20 protein-coding genes are annotated in these 24,130 nt (G+C 40.8%); 15 read left to right on the forward strand and 5 right to left on the reverse strand.

The window, feature by feature from the left end; genetic code table 11:
• Positions 1 to 8 precede the first annotated feature (8 nt).
• A complete protein-coding gene (locus ACFSGI_RS20245; RefSeq protein ID WP_204826017.1) occupies positions 9 to 1,193 on the reverse strand; it encodes a Gfo/Idh/MocA family protein in 1,185 nt (394 codons plus the stop codon).
• On the reverse strand, positions 1,190 to 2,047 hold the full coding sequence (locus ACFSGI_RS20250) for a sugar phosphate isomerase/epimerase family protein (RefSeq protein ID WP_204826018.1): 858 nt from the start codon (positions 2,045 to 2,047) through the stop codon (positions 1,190 to 1,192). The genes ACFSGI_RS20245 and ACFSGI_RS20250 overlap by 4 nt, the downstream gene beginning before the upstream one ends.
• Before the next feature lie 210 nt (positions 2,048 to 2,257).
• On the opposite strand from ACFSGI_RS20250, the gene ACFSGI_RS20255 reads away from it, so the two are divergent.
• The 3 genes from ACFSGI_RS20255 to ACFSGI_RS20265 all read left to right on the forward strand — a co-directional run bounded on the left by ACFSGI_RS20255 (position 2,258) and on the right by ACFSGI_RS20265 (position 5,316).
• The gene (locus ACFSGI_RS20255) at positions 2,258 to 3,289 is read left to right on the forward strand and encodes a zinc-binding alcohol dehydrogenase family protein (RefSeq protein WP_204826019.1); all 1,032 of its coding nucleotides are present in this window, start codon (positions 2,258 to 2,260) and stop codon (positions 3,287 to 3,289) included.
• A 33-nt stretch (positions 3,290 to 3,322) separates the two neighbouring features.
• Positions 3,323 to 4,372: a YcjF family protein gene (locus ACFSGI_RS20260; protein WP_204826020.1), complete on the forward strand. Its 1,050-nt coding sequence runs from the start codon at positions 3,323 to 3,325 to the stop codon at positions 4,370 to 4,372.
• Positions 4,373 to 4,440: 68 nt separating this feature from the next.
• The gene (locus ACFSGI_RS20265) at positions 4,441 to 5,316 is read left to right on the forward strand and encodes a serine/threonine protein kinase (RefSeq protein ID WP_379284211.1); all 876 of its coding nucleotides are present in this window, start codon (positions 4,441 to 4,443) and stop codon (positions 5,314 to 5,316) included.
• Between the two features lie 82 nt (positions 5,317 to 5,398).
• On the opposite strand, the gene ACFSGI_RS20270 is transcribed toward ACFSGI_RS20265, so the two are convergent.
• On the reverse strand, positions 5,399 to 5,563 hold the full coding sequence (locus ACFSGI_RS20270; RefSeq protein WP_379284213.1) for a hypothetical protein: 165 nt from the start codon (positions 5,561 to 5,563) through the stop codon (positions 5,399 to 5,401).
• Positions 5,564 to 6,110: 547 nt separating this feature from the next.
• On the opposite strand from ACFSGI_RS20270, the gene ACFSGI_RS20275 reads away from it, so the two are divergent.
• Positions 6,111 to 8,162 carry a methyl-accepting chemotaxis protein gene (locus ACFSGI_RS20275; RefSeq protein ID WP_379284215.1) on the forward strand — a complete coding sequence of 684 codons (2,052 nt, stop codon included), beginning with the start codon at positions 6,111 to 6,113 and terminating at the stop codon, positions 8,160 to 8,162.
• Here ACFSGI_RS20275 and ACFSGI_RS20280 read toward each other — a convergent pair whose 3' ends face one another.
• A complete protein-coding gene (locus ACFSGI_RS20280) occupies positions 8,163 to 8,675 on the reverse strand; it encodes a cupin domain-containing protein (RefSeq protein WP_204826023.1) in 513 nt (170 codons plus the stop codon).
• 135 nt (positions 8,676 to 8,810) lie between these two features.
• Between ACFSGI_RS20280 and ACFSGI_RS20285 the strand changes: the two genes are divergently transcribed.
• Both ACFSGI_RS20285 and ACFSGI_RS20290 read left to right on the forward strand, forming a co-directional pair.
• On the forward strand, positions 8,811 to 9,230 hold the full coding sequence (locus ACFSGI_RS20285) for a FlxA-like family protein (protein ID WP_204826024.1): 420 nt from the start codon (positions 8,811 to 8,813) through the stop codon (positions 9,228 to 9,230).
• Between the two features lie 214 nt (positions 9,231 to 9,444).
• The gene (locus tag ACFSGI_RS20290) at positions 9,445 to 10,461 is read left to right on the forward strand and encodes a PTS sugar transporter subunit IIC (protein WP_204826025.1); all 1,017 of its coding nucleotides are present in this window, start codon (positions 9,445 to 9,447) and stop codon (positions 10,459 to 10,461) included.
• A gap of 48 nt (positions 10,462 to 10,509) precedes the next feature.
• Here ACFSGI_RS20290 and ACFSGI_RS20295 read toward each other — a convergent pair whose 3' ends face one another.
• The gene (locus ACFSGI_RS20295; protein WP_204826026.1) at positions 10,510 to 11,016 is read right to left on the reverse strand and encodes a Crp/Fnr family transcriptional regulator; all 507 of its coding nucleotides are present in this window, start codon (positions 11,014 to 11,016) and stop codon (positions 10,510 to 10,512) included.
• A 258-nt stretch (positions 11,017 to 11,274) separates the two neighbouring features.
• On the opposite strand from ACFSGI_RS20295, the gene ACFSGI_RS20300 reads away from it, so the two are divergent.
• The 9 genes from ACFSGI_RS20300 (at position 11,275) to ACFSGI_RS20340 (ending at position 23,829) form a co-directional block, all read left to right on the forward strand.
• Positions 11,275 to 12,507: an ROK family transcriptional regulator gene (locus tag ACFSGI_RS20300; RefSeq protein WP_204826027.1), complete on the forward strand. Its 1,233-nt coding sequence runs from the start codon at positions 11,275 to 11,277 to the stop codon at positions 12,505 to 12,507.
• Positions 12,504 to 13,499, forward strand: coding sequence for an ROK family protein (locus tag ACFSGI_RS20305; protein ID WP_204826028.1), 996 nt, complete (start codon positions 12,504 to 12,506; stop codon positions 13,497 to 13,499). Before ACFSGI_RS20300 ends, ACFSGI_RS20305 begins: the two co-directional genes overlap by 4 nt.
• A gap of 21 nt (positions 13,500 to 13,520) precedes the next feature.
• Positions 13,521 to 14,774 (forward strand): MFS transporter, encoded by a 1,254-nt coding sequence (locus tag ACFSGI_RS20310; RefSeq protein ID WP_204826029.1) that lies wholly within the window; start codon positions 13,521 to 13,523, stop codon positions 14,772 to 14,774.
• Between the two features lie 136 nt (positions 14,775 to 14,910).
• Entirely contained in the window at positions 14,911 to 17,184 is a 2,274-nt protein-coding gene (locus tag ACFSGI_RS20315; RefSeq protein WP_204826030.1) for a helix-turn-helix domain-containing protein, read from the forward strand.
• A 169-nt stretch (positions 17,185 to 17,353) separates the two neighbouring features.
• Entirely contained in the window at positions 17,354 to 18,436 is a 1,083-nt protein-coding gene (locus ACFSGI_RS20320) for a Gfo/Idh/MocA family protein (protein WP_204826031.1), read from the forward strand.
• A 217-nt stretch (positions 18,437 to 18,653) separates the two neighbouring features.
• The gene (locus ACFSGI_RS20325; RefSeq protein ID WP_204826032.1) at positions 18,654 to 19,625 is read left to right on the forward strand and encodes a Gfo/Idh/MocA family protein; all 972 of its coding nucleotides are present in this window, start codon (positions 18,654 to 18,656) and stop codon (positions 19,623 to 19,625) included.
• Positions 19,626 to 19,683: 58 nt separating this feature from the next.
• Positions 19,684 to 20,679: an AraC family transcriptional regulator gene (locus ACFSGI_RS20330; protein ID WP_204826033.1), complete on the forward strand. Its 996-nt coding sequence runs from the start codon at positions 19,684 to 19,686 to the stop codon at positions 20,677 to 20,679.
• 76 nt (positions 20,680 to 20,755) lie between these two features.
• A complete protein-coding gene (locus tag ACFSGI_RS20335; RefSeq protein WP_204826034.1) occupies positions 20,756 to 21,835 on the forward strand; it encodes a Gfo/Idh/MocA family protein in 1,080 nt (359 codons plus the stop codon).
• A gap of 380 nt (positions 21,836 to 22,215) precedes the next feature.
• A complete protein-coding gene (locus ACFSGI_RS20340; RefSeq protein ID WP_379284221.1) occupies positions 22,216 to 23,829 on the forward strand; it encodes an extracellular solute-binding protein in 1,614 nt (537 codons plus the stop codon).
• The last annotated feature ends 301 nt before the right edge of the window (positions 23,830 to 24,130 follow it).

The raw sequence follows: 24,130 nt of genomic DNA on the forward strand, positions 1-24,130 counted from the left end.
GGATTGTTTTATTTATAAGTAGTGCTGAGATCAGCAGGTAATTGATCTGTTGAGAGTTGGGATTTGGCAACAGAAGATTGCTGTTTACGTTGCTCTAATTCATGTTCAAATTGTTCTTCACTCACAGGTAGTTCTACCCAATCATCGAGCCATGTCGACAAGTACATCGCATTGGATAGGCTTAGACCACGAATCCCTTCTTCTCCGGGAGCAATCAATGGTGTGCCATGCTGAATACTCTCGATCCAATTACGTATAATGCCTGGGTGACCGGTCTCAATTCCTTCAATCGGAATCTCACATTTCCAACATTCAGGATGTCCGAATTTCCCGGTGTAATGTTGATTAAATGAGGTCTCTGATTCGCGCAAACGCCAGAATGTGAGCGTATCGTTCTCGATCACAATTTTGCCTTGATCACCTGTAATTTCAAATCGATTACTGCCCGGATACTCTCCTGTTGTTGTAATAAAGACGGCTGTTGCGCCATTCTCGTATTCTGCATAAGCAGTAACATCATCTTCAACTTCGATATTGCGATATTTACCGAACTGACAAAAAGCACGTATCCGCGTTGGCATCATGCCTGTTGTCCATTGCAACAAATCCAGTTGGTGTGGACACTGGTTGATCAATACCCCACCGCCTTCACCACTCCATGTCGCACGCCAACCACCGGAATCATAATAACTTTGCGAGCGATACCAGTTCGTAATAATCCAATTCAGACGTCTGATCTCACCTAGCTCACCGGAAGCAATCAAATCTTTTAATTTGATATAGAGTGGATTGGTACGTTGATTGTACATAATCGAAAATACACTGCCACTTGCTGCTGCCGCTTCGTTCATTTCTCGTACTTGTCTGGTGTATACACCAGCAGGCTTTTCGACTAGCACATGAATACCTTTAGCAAATGCGAGCGCCGCTTGTCTGGCATGATCATAATGCGGAGTCGCCAAAATCACTGCATCTACTGTTCCAGAAGATAACATGTCTTCTGCATTGCTCCAAAAGGCAATCGCAGGTGATAGCTTTTCACTTACCCAATCGCGCATCATTTCTCGAATATCGCAGACAGCTACCAACTCTGCACCGGGAATCGTACCTGATAATAATGTACGTGCATGAGCACTTCCCATATTGCCAACCCCAATAATACCTACACGTATAGTAGAAGATGTATCTTTCATCGTTGACCCTCCTTGATCGACTGCCCGGCAAGTTCGCGAAATGATCTGGCAAAATACGATAACATCTCGAACGAATCCATTTGTGTACTAAAATCTTCAACACCCAGATAACCGTCATAGCCTACACTTTGCAAATCACTAATCAATTGTTGCCAGGGCACAATCCCTTCCAGTAGAGGAGCCCACTGACACTGCCATTGCTGATTGTGCTGAACCCATGCGGCATTTTTGACATGGACATGAGCTAGATAAGGCCCTAGCAATTGAAGCCCCATCCGATAATTTTCATATCCTTCATGTACCATATTGCCGGGATCATACAATACACCGACATGCTGTGGATCAAGATGTTCTACCAGACGTAACGCCGCAGAAGCACTGGCTGCAATCGTCTGATGATGAGTCTCAATCAAAGCTTGAATACCGTATTGTTGAGACAGTTCCTGTACACTGGAAAGGTAACGGGTAGCTTCTGCATCCAGATCACGATAATGACGGCTACGATCATATAGCGGTACACCGACACGCATCATCGAAGCACCTAATTGACTGGCAGTAGCAAACGCATGATGCGTACTGTCCAGATCACCACATTTCAGATAAGGAACCAGCGCTATCGATTCCAATTGATGTTGTTGTACAGATTGCTTGATTATAGAAACGCTAGGTTCAGTATGTTCTGGATCAATCGAACAACGATTATGTCGCCAAAAAGAAGGAGCTTCTTCTTGCGCCTCTTGCGGAATAGCAGCAAAGCGCCACTCAATTCCGTCTATACCTGCCTGCGTCGCTGCTGTAATCAATTGTTCTGGTGTAAGATCAGGTGTACATACAGTAAAAACTGAAAGTTTCATACGTGCATAGTCAGCTCCTTTATCATCATTTGAGATCAAAAGAAATACATTGATTTGCACAATGTATCATGTATTTGTATCCAATAAGAGGGTCGAAGCGTAGAAGTAGAATAAGGGATAAAGAAAAGAGAAAAGCGGTTAGTGTGAGATAAATGAATAACGGGTAAATATATACTAACGAAATACATAGATACCGAAAGGATGAAAACAATGAGTATGATGAAAGCTGTAGGCGTAACCCGTTATTTGCCAATCGATCAACCGGAGAGTCTATTGGATGTAGAAATACCCAAGCCATCTGCAAGCGGGCGTGATCTTCTTGTGCAAGTTCAAGCGATTTCGGTTAATCCGGTAGATACAAAGATTCGAGCGCCTAAAGATCAAGTAGAAGAGACTCCTCGTATTCTGGGTTGGGATGTAGCTGGAACTGTGGTTGAAGTAGGAGAACAAGTAACGAATTTTCAGATCGGGGACGAAGTCTTTTATGCGGGCAGTGTGACAAGAGCAGGTGGGAATAGTGAATACCATCTTGTCGATGAACGTATTGTCGGTCATAAGCCCAAGTCGCTTGATTTCGCTGCGGCAGCGGCATTGCCTTTAACATCACTGACTGCATGGGAAGCTATTCATGAACGTCTGGGTATCCCGGAAGAGGCATTAGCGAACTCGGGTCATACGATACTGATAATCAATGCCGCAGGTGGAGTCGGTTCTATCGCTACACAGATTGCCAAGCAAGCAGGTCTAACTGTGATCGGTACAGCTTCCCGTTCGGAGACATCTGATTGGGCGCGGGCACATGGAGCCGATCATATTATTAACCACCATGATGAATTTGTTCCGCAATTACAAAAGATAGGTATCTCTAATGTGGATTATATTTTATGCTTAAATCATACCGATCAACACTGGCAACATATGGCGGATGCGATAGCTCCTCAAGGTAAAATCTGTTCGATTGTAGAAACAGAGCAACCGATAGATCTGGAAGCACTCAAAAACAAAAGTGCTACATTTGTGTGGGAATTTATGTTCACCCGTTCGATGTATGAGACCGATGATATGAGCGAGCAAGGAGTTATCTTAAATCGTATTGCGACTCAGATCGATGAAGGTAAGCTACGCACAACAGAGACGAAGCGCCTGCATCCGATTAATGCGGCTCAATTGCAGGAAGCGCACCGTTTGCTAGAAACGGGAGATATGATTGGCAAATTGGTTTTGGAAGGCTTTGAATCGTAAACGATATCTTGATCTATATACAGGAGGCACATAATGAGTACGAATGAACAGCTCAAAGCAACGATTCGCAAAACAGCAGACGAAGCGTTCGACAAAGAAATGGATGAGATCAATCGCCAGATGAAAGATGAAGTATTGATCGCTTTAATCGGAGATGTGAACGCAGGGAAATCGTCTACGATTAATCGTATTGTAGGCGAAGAAGTAGCCGGTGTAGGTGCAGAACCTGGAGAGACGACAGAGATCAAGCCTTATGCTTATCGAGAGAAAATTATTTTTATCGATACACCGGGGCTAAATGATGTGAATCTGAGCAATTCTGCGGTCACGCGTGAATACTATCGCAAAACAGATGTAGTTCTTTTTTTCCTCAATGCCGCAGGAACCGTCTATTCCGAAGCTGAAAAAAATTCATTACAAGCGTTAGAAAAAATCAATAGCAATATTATTATTGTACTGAACAAAATTGATGCAGCCGATGAGATCGATCGTCTGGTTCGTCGTATTCAGCAAGAAACCGGTCATAAATATCAAGTGATTCCTGTGTCTTCTCGTACCGGACAAAATATCGATACATTGCGTGACAGCATCTTGGATTTGTTGAAAAAAAAAAGTAAAGACATTTTATTCGCCCGTACAATCAAAGAAAAGTCATCGACCGCTAACAAATGGATTATTGGCGCGGCTACTTCGGCGGGAGCGGTAGGAGCAGCACCGATTCCGGGCGCTGATATTATTCCGATCACAGCGATTCAGATTGGATTATTAACTCGATTAGCCGCTTTATACGATAAGCCGATTAGTCGGGAAACGGCGAAAGAAATCGTGATTACAGCTATTGTGGGTAATCTAGGCAAAAGTTTATTTGCTCAAGTGCTCAAAATTTTCCCTGGTGCAGGTTCTGTAGCCGGAGCAGGTGTAGCAGGTGCTATTACTCTAGCGTTAGGTTACTCGGTCAAATACGCGTATGAACGCAATATTGAAGTAACTCCAGAAACGGTCGGTAGATTGTATAAAAAATTCCGCGAACGTACCAAAAAGCAAGATGTATCTCAAATCACATCACTGGATGATCCCAAGTAACGATAACGATGTGAATCGAAAGGCTGGATAATGTATTGAGGGCATTACAACGTATACAAGGTCATATAATGCGCTGGATACAAGAACGACATTTTACTGAAGGACAACTTATTCATAGGCGATATAGGATTCGTCATCGTTTGGGAACGGGTAGCTATGGTGTCACTTATCTATGTGAAGATATGCAGACATCTCAGGCCTGTGTATTGAAAAGAGTGTATCCTTTGCGTGGTGGTCGTTCTCGGGCGCAATTAATCTATGAACGAGAATGTAGAGCGATGAAGGCGATAGATCATCCTAGAATCCCATCATTGCTCGATACATTTCAGTATCATCAATATGATTGTCTGGTGATGGAGTATATTGAAGGTCATAATGTAGGCGAATGGATTTTTGAAAAGGGGCTTACATTTACAGAACTTCAATCTTTACAGTGGATCAAGCAATTAGTAGAAATTGTAACGGTAATTCATCATCAAGGATGGGTACATCGAGATATTAGTTTATCCAATGTAATCTATCATCAGAATCAAGTCTATTTGATCGATCTAGGATTGATGTGGCAACAAGGAGAAGGAGTAGCACATGTTGCTCTGCTAGATGAACTGGTTAGTGGCGATCAGGAAGAGAAACGAATTAGACGGGCATTAGATGTGAGTAGTGACTTTTACGGATTAGGGCATTTGTTATTATTTTTGTTATATAGCCATGAAGAAGAGCAAGACCAGCACTCTTTATTAACCGATCATCAAGAGCGTAGCTGGGAAGAAGAACTACAGCTTCATCCTCTTACACATCAAATGATTCGTAAAATGCTTTTGGTAGAACCAGAACAGCCATATCAGCATATCGATAAGATTGCGCAAGATATTGAGCTTATTATGGCAGATCTTGAATCTTCATCGGTACACAACAGCACACACCCAAATATCCCGCCAGTCTAGTATCGTGTTATTGACGATAGACTGAGCGGCATATTTGGTGTGTGCGAATAGCTGAATATTCATAAGAATAGGGTAGTAGTTGTTAACTACTGCTGTACGAACTAGATGAGCGCTTCCCCCGATAATGACCACGTCCATATTGATTATGAAATCCTCCACGACGATAACGATCACTACTGCTATACGAACGACGACGATGTTTTTTAGATGAAATGATTTGTTTGATAATAGTTTTAAGAATACCCATAATTAGTAGCTCCTTTTTGGTTATTATTTTTATTGCTCTAACGATAAAAATAATGAAGTAGGTCATATGACATGGTAAACGTTTAACATATTTCTTTTAAAATCATTATTTTGTCTCTTCATCTCTACTTTTTACGAAGTCTACGCGATAAGGTTTCTACAATTTGTAGCTTTTGCTCAAATCACTGCGATGTACATATATTATCGAAAACATTGTCGCAACAACATTTTCTTACTTTTGATGTACACAGAAAGAGTTTGTAGACATATTAATATTGAAATTTAATCGTTTACAATTTAATTTCATAAATTAAATCTTAAAAAATATAAACAATGGTGATTCAAATGTCGAAAAAAAGTATATATTAAAATATATATAGTCAAAAAGAACTGATTCTAATAGATTACTAAATGTCGAAAAAAGTAATATTATTAGTTTATTATTCTAAAAAAGTATAAAATAGTATATTTTACTGAGTTAATAACCCGTCGTTAGTCATATAAAGAGTATAAATCAGATTTTAAACTAAGAGGAGTTAATTACTACTATGAAATTATTTCGAAATATGACCGGGAGCTTGTTTTCGCGGATATTATCTATTGCTGCTGTATGTATTATATTGTCTATGTTGGTTTCTATTGTAACCGTTGGGGTCATGACGACTCGTTCATATGAATCGATGAATACAAATTCATTAACACGCGTAGCCAACGAGAAAGTTACCGAGCTTCAAATGGCAGTTGCCGCTCAGCAAACATTAGCTAGCTCTATTGCTAAAGAAATTTACAATGTCGACTTTTTTCAAAATCTTACCGCAACAGGCGTAGTGAATAAAACAGACTTCAATCGTATTCAAAACAACTTTAGTGAGAAATTACAAAATTCAAATGGATTGTATGAAAATATATTTTTCTCCTACCAAGATAAAGTATTTTTAGATGGTCTTGCTGGAAAATCTCAAGGTACAGACTTGATCTCTACTTCACCGTGGTATAAAAAGGTGCTAGACAGTGGTAATCCTATGGTATCTGATACGCAGATTTCACCAGTTACAGGTAACCCTGTTATTGTTGTTGTAGAACCTGTCAAAAATCCGACTACCAACAAAGTTCTAAATGTATTTGCACTTCCACTGAATATTAATATTTTGCTAGATGGAATTACAGAAAAAGAAAAAGAACAAACGATCAACACGATAGTAACGAACGATAAAGGCGTTGTTATCGCATCACAAGATGCTAATCAAGTGCTCAAAACAGACTTTACCAAATTAAATAATGAAGATGGACTGAAAAATATAGCAACATCTGAAAATGGTACAGGTTATGTAACAATCGATGGTGTACGTTATCTCGCTTCATTTGTTAAAGATGATGTTCTTAAAATGAACGTAGTGACTTTTTTACCTGTTAGCAGTTATATGAATGATCTATACAGTATTTTAACAACGATTATCGTGATTACGATTATTGCTTTGTTGATTGCTCTAGTGGTTCTTTTCCTAGTCGTACGCGGTATTGTTAAACCGATTCGTATTGCTTCTGAACAGTTAGAAATTATGTCTCAAGGAGACTTCTCACAAACATTGCCTACGCAATATGAAAATAGTGTAGGGGAAACAGGAGTATTGATTCGTTCGATGAACCGGATGCATCAGTTTACCAAGCAAATGGTTCAATCCGTGAGCGAAGAATCTCAAAAGCTAAAAGAAGCAAGTGGTACAGCGCATACGATGTTTATGGATATGGATAAAGAGTTGCAAGACGTATCTGCAACAACCCAAAACATGTCTGCTGGTATGGAAGAAACAGCCGCTTCTGCACAACAAATTAATGCTTCAACCGATGAATTTGAAAAAGCGATTGAATCAATCGCTAAAGGTGCTCAAGAAGGTGCAGAAGAAGCGAATGTGATTAGTAAACGTGCCACTGATTTCAAACTAGCTTTGGAAAAATCGGTTGCAGAAACGACTGTCGTTTATGAAGAAGTGAAAGCAGGATTGGATGAAGCGCTAGAACAATCCAAATCAGTAGATACAATCAAAGAATTGAGTGATTCGATTCTACAGATTACCAAACAAACCAATTTACTAGCGCTTAATGCTTCGATTGAAGCCGCAAGAGCAGGTGAAGCTGGTCGAGGATTCGCTGTAGTAGCAGAAGAAATCCGCAAATTAGCAGATGCTTCTAAAGACACTGTAGGTCAGATTCAAGTGATTACGAATAATGTGACTGATTCTGTCGGTAATCTACAGCATTTCACACAAAGTCTAATCGATCTACTGACAGGCAATATTGCAGAAGATTATGCTATGATGAACAAAACTAGCGAATCGTATATGAATGACGCTACGTATATTGACCGTATGGTATCTGAATTTAGCGCAACCAGTGAAGAGTTAAGTGCTTCTGTACAGAATCTAGCTCAAGCGATCAATGAAATCTCGATCTCTAACAACGAGTCTGCTGAAGGTACTGAAGAGATTGCAGACAAAACAACTGTTGTTGTTAATAAAGCGAACGAAATTGCAGAAGAAGCGAAGAAAACAAATGATAGTGCAGATCGTCTGAACCAATTGATTCAACGCTTCAAAGTATAATTATACCGAATGCCAGTATTGTAATAGCGGCCCTTGTGGCCCATATATCGGGTCCATTTTCGGAAGAGGAACATGCGAGATTTCAGCTAGAGCTGTCGCATGTTCTTTTTCTGTTTCTGTTGCTGTACGGGTATTGTAAGACATTCCATCAGGATAAGCGCCAACCATACGAAAATCCGAACTGGCAGATATACGCTTATGCCCTGTACCGGCAGGTAGCACAACAACATCACCTGCATACAAAGTAACGGATTGACCTTCTTCTCCGCCTAGCTGAACAGTAACATGTCCACTGATAACGCCTAATACTTCATGAGCATTGCTATGATAATGATGATAATCAAATACACCGTTAGTCCAACTATTGAGCCAATGATTCTGATTGAAAATAGATTCGGTATCTGCCGGTTGAGCTTGTAATGCTTGCGGATACAATAATACAGGCAATGTAGGATGATTAGGGATACCATGATTAGGCTCAAAATAATACGTTTGGACAGAATGATCAGTCATAGAACAATAACCTCCTTAAATGTATGCATAAATATACAATATTACTATACACAAAGTGACATAATATGCCGATAATACAGGCAGGGAATAATGAACAAGAAAAGGGGTAATCTATCGGACAAAGGGGTAATACCTATGAATATTTCTTCTGTAACATCAAGTGCTTACAAAGCAGCTTCTACTGCAACGACCACAGACACAAGCGCACTCGAAAAGCAAAAAACAGCGCTACAAGCACAATTAACCAAATTACAAAGCAGTACAGACAAAAAAGACAGCGAACAACAGATCAAACAAGTGCAACAACAAATTCAACAAATCGAGCGCCAAATCTCTCAAGCAAGTGCCAAGTCAAGCAGTAGTGATTCTTCGGACACCGGTGCAGATTCTACCGATTCGACGGATTCTACAAGTAGTACTGGTTCAACAGCCAAAGCAGCGATTCAATCGATCAAAGATGTGCAAGAAGCTGTTCGCAAAACACAAGAAGAAGAAAAAGCAAAACGCAGTACAGCCGATATGGGTGTAGGCGGATTGCTAGATATCACTGTCTAATAAACGTATCTCTGCATTTTGAAAAGCTATCTTTCCTTGGGGATGGCTTTTTTGTGATATATACTACTGAAATGAATTGTAAAAACATGATGATTTTCATCCTGAATAAGTGTTTCTGAAAATATATGATTTACAGTATCAAAATGATAGTGTTAGGATAACTAATAATCAGTTTGACCATTACACGCTTGGAGCACAGAGGAGTATGTAGCAAATGAAAGAATATGTAGTTAGTCGGATGTACAAAGCTTCAGCAGGAATGGCCAATGCGGTTCTTGTTACACTGGGGATTGGATTACTTTTCGAGACATTTGGTAAATTTCTTGGCTGGGACACACTGATCGCTATCGGATCAGTTGCAAAAATATTGCTAGCTCCCGCATTAGGCGCAGGGATCGCTTTTCAATTGGGCGGGAATACACTGGTTCTTTTTAGTGCCATGATCGCAAGTACGATTGGTGGAGCAGCACTTCACCTCAATGTAGAAGGCGGCATGACACTGGTTCCCGGGCAACCGATCAGTGCTGTTCTAGCGGCGATTGTAGCTACATATGTAGGGAAACGAATCACCGGACGTACTAAGCTGGATATGATGGCGATTCCGTTAGGAGCTGTTTTTGTCGGCGGTTTAGTTGGAGCAGGATTAGCGGCGGTGGTTACTCCATTGTTGATTACGATCAGCGCAGGCATAACGCAATCGGTACAAGGTTCTCCTATTTTGGCTTCGATGGCGATCTCGTTAGTATGGAGTATATTGTTAATGTCTCCTGCGTCATCAGCAGCGATCGCGATTGCTTTGAAATTAGATCCCGTCTCTAGTGCAGCCGCGTTGATTGGTTGTACTGTCCAATTTGTAGGATTTACATTAATGTCTGCTCGGCAAAATGATGCAGGCGGTATCATAGCACAGATTCTAGTCACGCCAAAAGTACAATTTCCGAATTTGGTCAAAAATCCTCGCTTGGTATTACCTACGTTTATCGCAGCTATGATTTGTGCTCCGATTGCAACACTGGTGTTCCATTTTCAAGCTTCCTATGAATTAGCAGGGTTAGGCTTAAATTCGATGATTGCTCCGTTAAATATTTTGGCAACACAAGGAGCAAGCGCCTTTATCATCTATCTGATGATCGGTGTGCTATTACCAGCAATTATTACATTGGTTCTCTATTATGTACTCAAAAAAATAGGCTGGGCAAAAACAGGCGATCTTCATATGGAAGTACAATAGATGTGAACAGATAATTAGAATTTGATGTGATTGTAATGATCTATTCGCTTAGATCTGTTTGATCTGTGCGCGAAGCAATCGATTGACTGTTTCCCGTCGTACTCCGATTAATTGTCCAATCTCATCCTGCGTTAGAATATCAGTGATCGGAATATCGCTTAGATAATTCTGGAACCAGCTTTGTAAATGAGTCAATTTGTCGGCAGGTGCAATCTGGGTTAATTGATCGATTCGTTGTTGCATCATACGCAGTTTGTCTTGCAGTTGTACCGCAATATCACGATAACGAAGCGGTTCACGCTCCAATTGAGCATACCATTCTGTAGCAGAGATCGGTTCAACTTCACTGGTAATTAATGCAATCGCTGTACCATGATAAGCCATCGGGCTGATTAACGAATGATGCGGAATAGTCTCACCGGGTACAATAATATTAAATAAAATAGGATTACCATCTTCATGCAGACGTACAATTTTGAAAAGTCCGCTTGTAATATGATAAAGTCCACCACTTTCTCCTTGTCGGAACAAAAATTCACCTTTATGTAAAATCATCATCTAACCTCTTTTCGATTGTTTGCTAAAGCTATTTTACTGTATAGACGCAGTGAAATAGCTTTTTTGTTTGCGTCTATGATTTGTGTCTATTGATCGGGCGATAAAGAGCGTAACCTATATTATAAAAAAATATTCTTAACCGGATAATAGGTTTGCAAAATACGCTAGACAGCACCTTCAAGCCGACGTATACTATTGTCAACTCATTAGTAAAGAACATTTACTAATTACAAAAAAAGTTCAAAGGAGCATGTTATGTTACTATCTATCGGTAATCCACAGATGATCCGCAATCTGAATGAATATTTGATTTTGGAAGTGATTGTGCAACACGATAGCTTATCACGAGCAGAGATTAGTCGGCGTACAGGGCTCAGTAAACCTACTGTTTCTTCAGCGGTTCAGAATTTATTACACCATCAATTAATTGCAGAGATCGGACAAGATGATAGCAACCAGCAGGGACGCAAAGGGCAATTGCTTTCATTTAATCCGACGGTATTCTATATTGTAACACTTGATATCGGAGCAGATTATATTCGCACCGGATTAACAGATTTAGCCGGGACTATTATTCAGACAGGACATTTCCCTCTTCATACTTCGGATAACGGGCAGACGATGCTAGAACATCTCAAAACTCATATAGATCAATTGATCACAGCAGCAACTATTGATTGGGATGATGTACGCTTTTTGTCAGCAGGGATTCCGGCAGTCGTTCATCCAGAAGATGGAACGATTCATACGTTACTTCCTCAATTTGAACAATATCGTGCTGTATTGTCCTCTTCTTCATTAGCTTCTTTATTTCCTTGTGAAATTTTACTTGATAATGATGTGAATCTCGCAACAATCGCTGAAAAAGAATATGGCGCGGCTCAACTTGTAGAGCATATGGTCTATGTGTCTTTGGGCGAAGGTGTCGGTGCAGGAATTATGATCGACAGTAAATTATATCGTGGATTATCTGGTTCAGCAGGTGAAATGGGACGATGCCTTTCCCGAACTGGCGATGATCAGCGCTTAGAAGAACAGATAGGTGGCGCAGGGATTCGTCGTCTGATTCAGCAATATAGTGACTTCCATCCTGATGCTGAGACAGCGCATACTATCCGCCGTTGGGATATAGAGATGCTTATGAATCAAGCACGACAAGGCAATAACGATGCGCAAAAAATGATTGAGCAATACGGTCAACAATTATCGTTATCTCTTATCAATCTAGCATCGATGTTAGCACCGGAAATGATCGTATTTGGCGGTGAGATCGGCGAGCATGCAGACTTATTTATCCCTACTATCCAGAAGCAGATGGAGCAGTATGCTCCGGTATGTCCTCAATTAACAACAACTATGTTAACCGGTAAAGGTGTTATTCAGGGAGCCGCATGGTCAGGGATTCATCGAGCTTTTCAATATATACGAGAAGATATGCTAGTTGTTGGCGGTAAAATGTTATTTGCAGAGCAGGGGGAAAAAGAATGACTGAAGGCTTGATGATCGGTATTGATATCGGTGGAACCAAAACATTAATGCTTGTGACTGACCGTAATGGAATGATACAAGCACAGCAAAAAAAGCCTACGATACAAGCAGAGCAACCGTCAGCTTTTTTTGCTTTATTATTTGAACAGGTGCATCAGCTTCTGGCTACGATAGATCGAACGATAATAGATGTTGAAGGAATAGGGATAGGGCTTCCGGGAGCAGTCAATATCGAGACAGGTGTTATCACTCATATTCCGGCTTTGCCGTTAGACGGAGTGTCATTAATCGAACAGATTCAACCTTTTTATAGTGGTGCTCTTTATCTGGACAATGATGTGAATGTAGCGGCTCTGGGAGAACACTGGCAAGGTGCAGGGAGCGGGAAAAAGCATCTGATTATGCTTACTGTAGGCACAGGCATCGGTGGGGCTGTTATTTTAAATGATACTTTGTTTCGTGGAGCGAATTATACCGCTGGTGAAGTGTCTTATTTGGTGGTCGATCATCAACCAGAACAGGTCTCGTCAGTGACAGTGAATAGTCAGGAATTTGGACGATTTGAATCCCATGCTTCTGGTACAGGAATCGGAGTATATGCAAGACAATGGCTAACCGAACATCGAGCAGATCATACTCATCCCATTGTAGAACAGGCAGGCGGGCAGATAGAGCAGGTGAATGCGGTAGATGTATTGAGATTGGCTGAAGCAGGCAATCCAGATGCACAACAGATTATGACTGTACCGATCGATTATATGGCAGCAGGAATAGCCAGTATGATTGCTTTACTAAATCCAGAATGTGTTGTGATAGGAGGCGGTGTAGCAGATTCCGCTTATTATATTGAGCAATTACATCAACGTATTCGTTATTTCACCCCGATTCAGACTCAACTGGTACCGGCGATATTAGGCAATACGGCTGGTGCACTTGGAGCTGTCTATGGTGTATTGCAACATCCGTTAGCGATTTACAAACATAGCCGTTAGGTCAAAAAGGAGTCGATAATCATGATCTCGATCTGGAGTGCTAAGTTAAAAGGAATACGGGACTCCTCCAAGCGGCTAGCAGATCAATGGACAGAGGAACAGTCACCCAAAGACGTACTACTGCGTATTCGTAGCTTTTATTTGCTAGCAGGACTAGCTGGAGGTATATTTAATCCTTATTTATCTTCGATGCTTGTAGGCGGAGGTCTAGGAAGCGGACAAGTCGGTCTATTATTATCGATCGGTACTTTTATTTCGATTCTGGTACAGCCCGTATGGGGATTAATCGTTGACCGTTTTCAACAAATGAGGTTGGTTTTACTGTTAAGTGTAGCCATTCCAGGATTGTTATCGATTTTGTATCAAAGCCCATACTTTTTGATTTTGATTATGGTGTATACGATCTCTACTGTATTTACAGCAACACAAGCGCCTATGGCAGATTCGTATGCACTGGTTGCCGCGCAAAAAGCGAATACGACGTATGGAGCGATCCGTTTTCTCGGTAGTGCAGGTACAGCAGTCGGAGGGTATCTCGGGGGATTGTATGTCAGTCAGTATGATGTATCGCTGATTTGGGTTCCTTTTATGTTATTCAATGTGTTAGCAGCTATATTGGCGTTCACTTTACCTAGACGCTCAGACGAAAGTCGGATTCTCAATCAATCGCTTAGTGCAGGTATTAAGACGTTATTAACCAATCGGTTGTTTTTATTTTTCCTCGGTGGAAGCTTGCTGGTCAATCAGACATTAACAGCGTTTAATTCTTATTTTGTGCTTTCTTTTCAAGATGCAGGAGGGACACTTCAACTGGCAGGAGTCGGTCTGTTGATTGCTTCAGCCGCCAATATTCCTTCGATGTTAATTGCCGCCAAAGTCATTCGCCGGATTGGACATGAGAAAATGTTGCTGTTAGCGGCGTTTGCTTATATTTTGCGCTGGGGAATTCAGTGGTTATTTCCGGTTCCATCGGTGATGTTAGCGGTACAATTGTTACATGGTTTATCGTTCGGATTCTTTTATATTGCGGCTGTAGAATATGTATCACGAATTACATCCAAACATATGCAAGCCACCGGACAAAGTATTTTTAATATGGTGTTTGTCGGGATCGCAGGTATTATTGGTAATCTACTTAACGGGTATTTACTGGAACTGGGTGGCTCGCAAGCGATGAATCTTTCTTGCGTCATCAGTGCGTTGTGTGGTTCTTTGCTATTGTTGTATGTAGCGGTACAAAGCCGTTATTCCTCTTCTTCTGTTCCTCAATCCTAATCAACGATTATTTTATTTTTAAAATAACCCTCAACAAATAACGTCTAAAAGCGTAAACTAATACTAAAGATATGTTCTATAATGTAGTTGTCATAACAGATTGTCTGTGTCAGTAGCATTCAAGGGGGAGAACCATTTGCTATCTAAAAACTGGTATCGCCGTCTGTTGCTATCGTATTTTCCTATTTTTTTATTAACTGTCTCGATATTAATCTTTTTATCATTTCTAGTCATTAATGAAATTTCACGTCAAGAAACAGCCAAAGCCGATCGGATATCTACCGGATATATGAAAGATACATTAGAACGATCGGTAAGTGAAGTTGAACTGGATATATTAAGCGATCTGGAGACTTCTAATGTCTATCGTTTATTTCTCAATAATGATCAAGCTGATCGTACAGCAGTAACGTATCAGACGATTGATCGCTTGCGGATGTTAGAAAATAACAATGAACTGATTGCATCTATTTATATGTACCGGGATGCTGATCAGCAGATTTTAACGTTACATGGGATCAAAGAATTAAGCGCTTTTGCTGATCGTGATTTTGTGCAAAAAGCTCTAAAAGCACCTGAACAACGTGGTTGGTCAAGTGTACGCTTATTTGCCGAAATGACTAATGACCCCAAGCAACAAGTGATTACGATGTACAAACGTGTGCCGTTACCTTTTGGTGATCAAGGATTAGTGGTGATCAATATTAGTGTGTATGCGATGCAACAGACGATTGCATCAATGTTTAATCCACAAGTGTCTTTTCTAGAAGTGCATGATGCTTCGGGATTATCGATTTATCCTGCTACAGATATCAGTAATGCAGAACATGGCAAAACGCTGACTACTCTATATTCGGATCGATTGGGATGGACATTTGAAAGTGGGATTCGTGCCGGGCAATTATTTGCATGGGTGTCGGTGATTTCGTACATCTGGATATTGATTGGAATATTCGTCGTAGGTGTGTCGATTGTCTACATTATCTATATTACACGCAAAAATTATAAACCGATTCAAGTGATGATGGAACGAATCGAATCGCTACAATTGGGCGGTGAATCGACGCGTAAAGATGAATTATCGTTGATTGATCATGCACTGGAAAGTCTGATCGAGCAGACGATCGATTATGAGCAACAGCATCACGAGAATCTTCTTATTCGTCGTCGGCGTTTATTTATGAATTGGATTGAAGGCGAACATGCTGAAAGTATGCAACAGGAACTGCGTAATGTACATATTTTCAACGAGTATATTCATTCTTCGATTCATACCGATTCGTATACTGAAATTCCTTATTATGCAGTGATCGTAGCAGAGATCAAAGACTATGATGCTTTTCGTGAAAAAGGAAATGTGCAAGAACATAATACGCTCAAATTGGCACTGACTAATGTGTTGCAAGAACTGGTACAGCAAGAAGGATTACAAGGATGGTCTGAGTGGATCAGCGTGCGTCGTGCCGGTATTATTATTTATGGTATAGATGAAGAAGAACGGCAATGGAATCGGCGCTTATTTGTTTTGGCTGCTAATAGTCGCGAATGGGTAGAACAGCATTTACAGGTAACGATTACACTGGGTACAGGAGTGACTGTCCACGATATATCACAAGTGCACCAGTCATACGAGTCTGCATTACAATCATTAGGGTATAGTCTGACCCTCGGCAGAGATGGCATAGTGATGTATAGTGATCTTCCTCAAGGTCGGGAGCAGGAAAGTTATCGTTATTTGCAAAATATCGCTGATCTGGTCAAAGCATTTCGTCTGACTCAAGAGGTGTGGCGAGATCATCTCAAGCAAATGTTAGATCGGGCAGAAAGTGAACCATTGCGTGATGAAAGTATTCGTTCACTGGTGTTATCGCTTTTACAAATGTTAAGTCGCGAATTGGAAGGCATGTCTGAACCACTGGATCTTTTGCTAACTGGAGATACTGCTAATGCGACAATAGAATCGATTGCAGAAGCGGAAACGATTGAAGACGTATACCATGTATTGCATCACTATTTGGATCAGGTCTATGCTCATTATATCGAAGTCGGAGAATCGACCAATTATCATGCACTAATCGGTGAAATGAAATCGTATATCGAGGATCATTTTGCCAATCCCGATTTATCACTGAATCATTTGAGTGAACGATTTAATGTTACACCCAAGCATGTGAGCCATTTATTCAAAGCAGAATTAGATATCAAATTTATCGATTTTCTAGTACAGCTTCGCTTGCGTCGTGCAGAAGAATTATTATCTTCTACAGAAGATACGATTCAGAATATCGCGATTCAGGTCGGATATGCGAACTCTATTACATTTGGACGTGTATTCAAGCGCATTATTGGCGTTACACCCGGCGACTATCGTAAGCTCAAAATGAAACCTGCTGCTTACGAGTCCAAGTAGTGTCACTTTTTACTAGCCAGCATCAGATGTACCGCAATAAATAGCATCTACAAGTATGTCGCTTTTTTGAAGTAAAGCTGTCGCAATCTTGTTGTATGATTTGAATACTGACATGTTAAAATGACTTCAAGTTACACGAAATGACTAGCGTATACGGAGGGCAAAACACATGGAACAGATCATTAATGTAGGTATTATCGGATGTGGTGGAATCGCACAAGGAAAACATTTACCATCACTAGCGAATCTCGATTATGTTAATGTGGTAGCATTTTGCGATATTATTCCTGAAAAAGCACAAGCACTTGCTGAACAATACGGTACAGCAGATGCGCAGGTTTATGAAGATTATCGTGAAGTGCTTCAGCGCGATGATATTCAAGTGATTCATGTCTGTACACCGAATGATGCTCATGCTGAAATTGCGATCGCTGCGATGGAAGCAGGCAAACATGTAATGAGCGAAAAGCCGATGGCCAAAAAAGCGGCAGATGCTCGCAAAATGTTAGAGGTCTCCAAAGCAACAGGTAAAAAGTTAACGGTAGGTTACAATAACCGCTACCGTCCAGATAGCTTAATGTTGAAGCAATTATGTGAGCGTGGCGATCTTGGAGAAGTGTATCATGCCAAAGCTCATGCTGTTCGCCGCCGCGCTGTACCTACATGGGGCGTATTTCTAGATGGAGACAAGCAAGGTGGAGGGCCATTGATCGATATCGGAACCCATGCACTGGATCTCACCCTCTGGATGCTTAACAATTATGAAGTACATTCTGTGACCGGATCGGTCTATCATAAATTATCTCAGACACCGAATGCTGCCAATGCATGGGGACCGTGGGACCCTGAAAAGTTCAAAGTGGAAGATTCAGCATTTGGATTTATTACGATGAAAAACGGTGCTACGATATCGATTGACGCCAGTTGGGCACTTAATGTGCGTCATCCTGATGAAGCAAAATGTACACTGTGCGGAACCAAAGCAGGTGCAGATATGAACGATGGGCTGCATATCAATGGAGAAGATTTGGGCAATTTATACGTCAAAGAACTGCAATTAAGCGGTAGTGGTGTAGCCTTTTACAGTTCAGATCATGATGAGAAGCCTGAATTTATGGAGATGCGTCTGTGGATGGAAGCGATTATTAATGATACAGAACCGGTAGTTACACCAGAGCAAGCTTTGGTGGTATCCGAGATACTAGAAGCGATCTATACATCTGCGGAGACAGGGCAAACGGTTTATTTCTAATCTTGTAGCATAATCATCGAATTTTATATTACCCAAAAAGTGATTCCACTTCAGGAGTCACTTTTTATTTTGCAATCTTTTCCAATTTATAATATGTCGCTTTTTTATAGTGAGCATGTCATCTTAATTCATTTTAAAGATTATCTAAAATATGATATTTTGTCGGTAGAGTGTCACTATTTTAAAGTACAATTATTATACAGTGGGAGTGAAAATCATGATCAAAGTAGCAATATTAAGTTATTGGCATGTACACGCACAGGATTACACGAATGATACGTTACATCATCCAGATACCGAAGTAGTCGCAGTATGGGACGAGATTCCTGCACGCGGTCAGAAAAAAGCAGCAGAACTCGGCGTTCCTTTTTACGAAGACTTGCATGAACTGTTTGCCAATCCTGATATTGATGGTGTAGTGATCACCACTCCTACTGTTATGCATCGTGATGTAATGATTCATGCAGCCGAAGCAGGCAAACATATCTTTACCGAAAAAGTAATCGCTCCAACGAATGACGAAGTGGAGCAAATTATTGAAGCAGTCAACAAACATAACGTGACATTAACTGTATCTTTACCACGCTTAAATGCAGGCTATACGCTGGCAATTCAGCAATTATTAGCAGATAAAGTATTAGGCGAATTAACATTGGTACGTACCCGTCTATCTCATGATGGAGCTACACAGGGCTGGTTACCGGATCACTTTTTTGGCAAACAAGAATGTGGTGGCGGCGCACTGATTGATCTAGGTTGTCATCCTGTTTATCTAGCCCGTCTATTTATGGGAATGCCTGAAAGTGTATCTGCCAATTATGGTTATGTAACAGGCAAAGAAGTAGAAGATAATGCAGTCACCACTTTCCGTTACAGTAATGGTGGAGTTGGTATTGTCGAAGCTGGATTTGTGAATAAATTTTCGCCATTTGTGATTGAAGTGCATGGGACGCTTGGCAGTGTATTGTACAGCACACATGATGAAAAATTATGGTTGCGTGCAGGAGATGATACAGCATGGCAAGAAGTGACTATACCAGCAGATCGGGAGACTGCTTTCCAGCAATGGGTAGCACATATTCAAAATGGCACCAAAGCTACAGAAAATATCGGACTCGCAATAGATCTTACACGTCTGGTGCAAGCATCTAATCAATCGGCTGCGGAAGATCGTCCGGTAAGCTTGTAAGCAGACATTAACGTATACCAATGTACTCTTATCTCTGATAGAAGAAAGGACGAAGATCATGATCAAAAATGAACGATTCGTCCCGTTACAACCGATGCGTGAAAAACCATTTTTGCTCGAAAAGCTAGATTTGAAGTTTCGCTGGGGCAATTATGGTTTTCGAGTATTACGTTTTCATTTAAATTCATTTGCACCTGGAGCCAAGATTGGATTTCACAAACATTCTGAATTTGAATTTCATTTTGTCGCTTCTGGCAAAGGCAGTGTCGTGCTGGAAGATCAGACGTATTTTTTACAAGAAGGCATGTTTTATTTGACAGGGCCTGATGTGCTTCATGCGCAAGAAATGGATCGATATGATCCACTAGAAGAATTATGTCTACATCTGGAAATCGTTCCGTTAACAACTGATTCGTTAGTAGAACAGGTGGACAATGATAAGGGTAAAGCTTCTGAAATACCTGCCGATTGGGGTAGAGAGCAAGAAATTTCGGAAGCCGAGCAATGTGTGCGTCAATTGTATGATTTGCCTGCTCGTCCGATGATGGATCGCAGACAAACGATGTCGCATTTTTATCGTGCGTATGATGCGATTGTGAACCATGAATCAGGTGTGTATGAGACGATCCGGCAGTGCATTATTCAGATTATGTTATTAACAGCCCATACATCGGATCAGGAAAAGCAACAGTGGTTAACATTACCGCACCGGGAAGCGTCAGAAGTTCATTTTCAGATGGCATGTCAGTTTATACGGGATAACTATATGTTTCCGATAGCACTGGAAGAAGTGGCAACTACTGTTGGTATTAGCAAACGTCAATTACAACGTGTTTTTCAAAAGTATACATCGGCTACATTTACAGCTTATCTGGAAGAAGTTCGATTAAATCATATTTGTACAGAACTTCGGATCGGGAACAAAACAGTGGAGCATATTGCTCTAGATAATGGATTTGAAAATGTGAATTATCTGTATCTAGTGTTCAAAAAAAGATACGGAATGACTCCACGTTCGTTCAAAGAACAAGCGCAACAACTGATTAACGAATAAAACAGTAGGGTCTATCGTCAACATGTCTATCACCACCAAGCCACAGCAAAATACTTGATCAGGAGCTGAATAGCAAATGACCTCTAAAATCCGTATAGGTATTATCGGCAGTGGCGGTATTGCACGTATGCATGTCAATGCGTATCGTCAGATGGAAAATGTAGAAATTGTAGGTGTAGCAGATATTGTGCCGGATCGAGCCAGTCAATTTATCGCTACCCATCACTTGAATCATGCACACGCTTACGAAGATCATCTGGTACTACTGGAACAGGAATTAGATGGTGTTAGTATTTGTACACCTAATGTATCGCATTATCAGACAACGATCGATGCTCTTGCCGCCGGTAAAAATGTATTGCTTGAAAAGCCGATGTCTGTGACATTGCAAGAATCGGTTGAAATGGTAGAGATGTCGAAAAAATCTGGAAAAATGTTATCGATCGGTTTCCAGCCACGATATGATCCAAATATGCAATTTATTCGCAATTATATTCAAGACGGCAATCTAGGCAAAATCTATTATGTTGAAGTCGGCGGTGGGCGGCGTAGAGGAATGCCACAGGGTACATTTATCCGCAAAGAATTAGCAGGAGCAGGTGCACTTGCCGATATTGGTTGTTATTCGCTTGATCTAGCTCTTCATACACTAGGGCATCCGAAGCCATTAACCGTATCTGCTACAGTATCTAATCATTTTGGAACCAATCCCAAGTATCATCCTGAAGCCGAAAGTTTCAATGTAGAAGATTTTGGAGCAGCACTGATTCGTTTGGAAGGCGGTATTACGCTTCAATTCAAAACCGCTTGGGCGATGCATATGGATACATTAGGTGCGACCCGTTTCCTCGGAACCGATGCCGGTATGAAAATCACGCCTTATGGCGAAGGGCCGTGGTCAGGTGTATGGGATGGTGGTGTCGGTACGATTACCAAGTATCATGATATTGGTGGTCGCTTAACCCATACTCCAATTCCTTGCGTACGTTCTGATCTGAATTTATTTGATGAAAAAGTAAAAGATTTCGTCAACGCTGTAGCGAACGGATTACCTGCTCCGATCTCTGGCGAACAGATTATTTTGAATCAAGCGATTATTGATGGTATTTTCCGTTCTTCAGAACTTGGCAAAGAAGTCGATATTGTATTGCCGTAAGCGCTTGGCAATATAAGCGGCTACCCAAGTGCAAGAATATAAGCTAATCATTCCACAAAGAATCTTTCGATTATTCGATCACGATCGAGTAGGAAAGGTTCTTTTTTATGGCTTTTTTTAAATTACACAGAGAGATTTGCGTTAATTTAACTAACACCAACCTGCATACGGAAAATGGTTGATCATCGGAATATAGTTGGTATTCAAAATGATACCGTTTTCATTGATAAAGTTTATACTCGGAAAATAGTTGATTGTCTGAATATCGCTATAAATGCCATACTGGGAACATCCCAAAAGGTGAACATGATAATTATGCTGACTTTTTTGTACAAAGAGAAACGTTCTGAGGGAGCAAAGCTGACAAAGGGGTTGAGAAGATGAAAAAAGATCCAAATCGAAAAATGGGCACACGTGTAACCAGTTCTATGTTAGCAATAGTGTTAGCAGGCATTACCATTTTGGCGGGATGTTCTTCCAATGAAAGTAGCAGCGGTGCCACAAGTGAAGACGGAAGTTCTATTTTAAAAGTAGAAGTTTTTGATCGTGGTAATTCTCCATCTGGTTATACCATCAGTAATAACTATATGACCAAGTTAGTCGATGAACGTTTTGGCACACCTAATAAAATTGATGTGCAATATGTACCGGTTCCTCGTTCGGATGAATTGCAGAAGTTGAACGTCTTAATGGCAAGCGGTGGCGATGTACCGGATATCGTATTTACTTACGATCAAGGGACATTTAATCGGTATGCCGAACAAGGCGGTCTGACTGATCTGACAGATTTGCTCAATCAATACGGCCCTAATCTCAAAAAGTTTTTAGGCGATGACACACTGGCTTACGGACAAATCGAAGGCAAACAATTTGCGATTCCAGGCAAACGATCTGTACTTGGTAAATATGCTTCGTATATCCGTCAAGATTGGTTAGATGAACTGAAATTACCGATGCCACAGACAACTGATGAGCTATACACCACACTCAAAGCGTTTCAAGAAAAAGACCCGGGTAAAGTGGGTAGCGGTCTGATTCCTTTTGGTATGACGATTGCGCCTGCTCAATATGATCCATTGTTATGGTCTTTTGTTCAACAACCGTTAAGTGATGAGCAAAAATATACATTAACGCAAAAGTTAGGTTCCAGTGATTATCCTACATTATTGCCAGGCTTCAAAGAAGGTCTGCAATTTATGAACAAATTGTATAACGAAAAACTAATCAGTACCGACTTTGGTCTGGACGAAGATAAAAAGCAATTATGGCAAGATGTGCAAAACGGTAAAGTAGGCTTTTATACCGAAGATGCTGGTGAATTGTATTTCACTTATAACGGAACATACAAAAATCTACAAACCAATGTAAAAGGTGCAGAATTAACGCCTACCGATGTATTTACTAATAATGAAGGCAAACATGCCAAACCTGAATATGCATCCAATGGTCTGTACATTATGATCCCCAAATCAAGCGCCAAAGCAGTCGAAGCAATCAAATATTTAGACTGGATGGCTTCTGGCAAAAACTTATTTGATATGCAAAATGGTGTAGAAGGTGAAAACTATACACTCAAAGACGGCGTTCCTGTTGCCAAAGAAGATGCGACCGAAGAAGCTACGAATCGCTTGTACAACTACGGCGATATGGCGATTATCGCTAACGGCAAAATTGTAGGCACCGAAGAACAAAACAACGATGCTTATATTATGCAGACACCGGAAGAATACCAAGCCGCTATGCGTAAATCGGTTGAAATCTCTAATACCGATACGATTCCACCGGTAAACTTCACCGTACCGATCAAAGCCGAAGCCAAATACGGTAGTGGATTGCAAGACAAATACAACCAACTGATCGTCAAAGCAACGATGGCTCCAACTGCTCAATTCGATACTGTCTACGATTCATTACTCAAAGACTATATGAGTAGCGGCGGTCAAGCGATCCTAGACGAACGTACCAAAGTCTTCCAAGAACAAGGCGCGAAGTAAAAAGGTTAGATAAACAAGGGTTTTAAAATTTCTCTACATTAAATGAACTCAATTCACTGCTTCAAAACCAAATCATTTCACCAATCGAATCTATGCAATCAAATCAGCCATATAACCGTTTCAATTCACTTCCTAATCCAAAACCAAAACTTGCTCCACCCAATGTGCAAAAACCGCAACGCCATCTTTAAAAGAAATGTGCTCCCACCACCAAGCGTAGTGAACAGATTCTTTCTGAAAGTCGCTGGTAAGACTCGGATATCGACCGCCTAGCGGTCAAATCAAGATATCCGAGTCTTAC

Source organism: Paenibacillus nicotianae (assembly GCF_042681745.1).
GTDB lineage: Bacteria > Bacillota > Bacilli > Paenibacillales > Paenibacillaceae > Saccharibacillus > Saccharibacillus nicotianae.

Excerpts from the sequence above, each read along its gene's own strand:
- ACFSGI_RS20325 (WP_204826032.1), top strand. The coding sequence starts at position 18,654 with ATGATCAAAGTAGCAATATTAAGTTATTGGCATGTACACGCACAGGAT.
- ACFSGI_RS20255 (WP_204826019.1), top strand. The coding sequence starts at position 2,258 with ATGAGTATGATGAAAGCTGTAGGCGTAACCCGTTATTTGCCAATCGAT.
- ACFSGI_RS20330 (WP_204826033.1), top strand. The coding sequence starts at position 19,684 with ATGATCAAAAATGAACGATTCGTCCCGTTACAACCGATGCGTGAAAAA.
- ACFSGI_RS20250 (WP_204826018.1), bottom strand. The coding sequence starts at position 2,047 with ATGAAACTTTCAGTTTTTACTGTATGTACACCTGATCTTACACCAGAA.
- ACFSGI_RS20340 (WP_379284221.1), top strand. The coding sequence starts at position 22,216 with ATGAAAAAAGATCCAAATCGAAAAATGGGCACACGTGTAACCAGTTCT.
- ACFSGI_RS20260 (WP_204826020.1), top strand. The coding sequence starts at position 3,323 with ATGAGTACGAATGAACAGCTCAAAGCAACGATTCGCAAAACAGCAGAC.
- ACFSGI_RS20245 (WP_204826017.1), bottom strand. The coding sequence starts at position 1,193 with ATGAAAGATACATCTTCTACTATACGTGTAGGTATTATTGGGGTTGGC.
- ACFSGI_RS20295 (WP_204826026.1), bottom strand. The coding sequence starts at position 11,016 with ATGATTTTACATAAAGGTGAATTTTTGTTCCGACAAGGAGAAAGTGGT.
- ACFSGI_RS20310 (WP_204826029.1), top strand. The coding sequence starts at position 13,521 with ATGATCTCGATCTGGAGTGCTAAGTTAAAAGGAATACGGGACTCCTCC.
- ACFSGI_RS20265 (WP_379284211.1), top strand. The coding sequence starts at position 4,441 with ATGCGCTGGATACAAGAACGACATTTTACTGAAGGACAACTTATTCAT.
- ACFSGI_RS20280 (WP_204826023.1), bottom strand. The coding sequence starts at position 8,675 with ATGACTGATCATTCTGTCCAAACGTATTATTTTGAGCCTAATCATGGT.
- ACFSGI_RS20285 (WP_204826024.1), top strand. The coding sequence starts at position 8,811 with ATGAATATTTCTTCTGTAACATCAAGTGCTTACAAAGCAGCTTCTACT.
- ACFSGI_RS20335 (WP_204826034.1), top strand. The coding sequence starts at position 20,756 with ATGACCTCTAAAATCCGTATAGGTATTATCGGCAGTGGCGGTATTGCA.
- ACFSGI_RS20305 (WP_204826028.1), top strand. The coding sequence starts at position 12,504 with ATGACTGAAGGCTTGATGATCGGTATTGATATCGGTGGAACCAAAACA.
- ACFSGI_RS20270 (WP_379284213.1), bottom strand. The coding sequence starts at position 5,563 with ATGGGTATTCTTAAAACTATTATCAAACAAATCATTTCATCTAAAAAA.
- ACFSGI_RS20275 (WP_379284215.1), top strand. The coding sequence starts at position 6,111 with ATGAAATTATTTCGAAATATGACCGGGAGCTTGTTTTCGCGGATATTA.
- ACFSGI_RS20320 (WP_204826031.1), top strand. The coding sequence starts at position 17,354 with ATGGAACAGATCATTAATGTAGGTATTATCGGATGTGGTGGAATCGCA.
- ACFSGI_RS20300 (WP_204826027.1), top strand. The coding sequence starts at position 11,275 with ATGTTACTATCTATCGGTAATCCACAGATGATCCGCAATCTGAATGAA.
- ACFSGI_RS20290 (WP_204826025.1), top strand. The coding sequence starts at position 9,445 with ATGAAAGAATATGTAGTTAGTCGGATGTACAAAGCTTCAGCAGGAATG.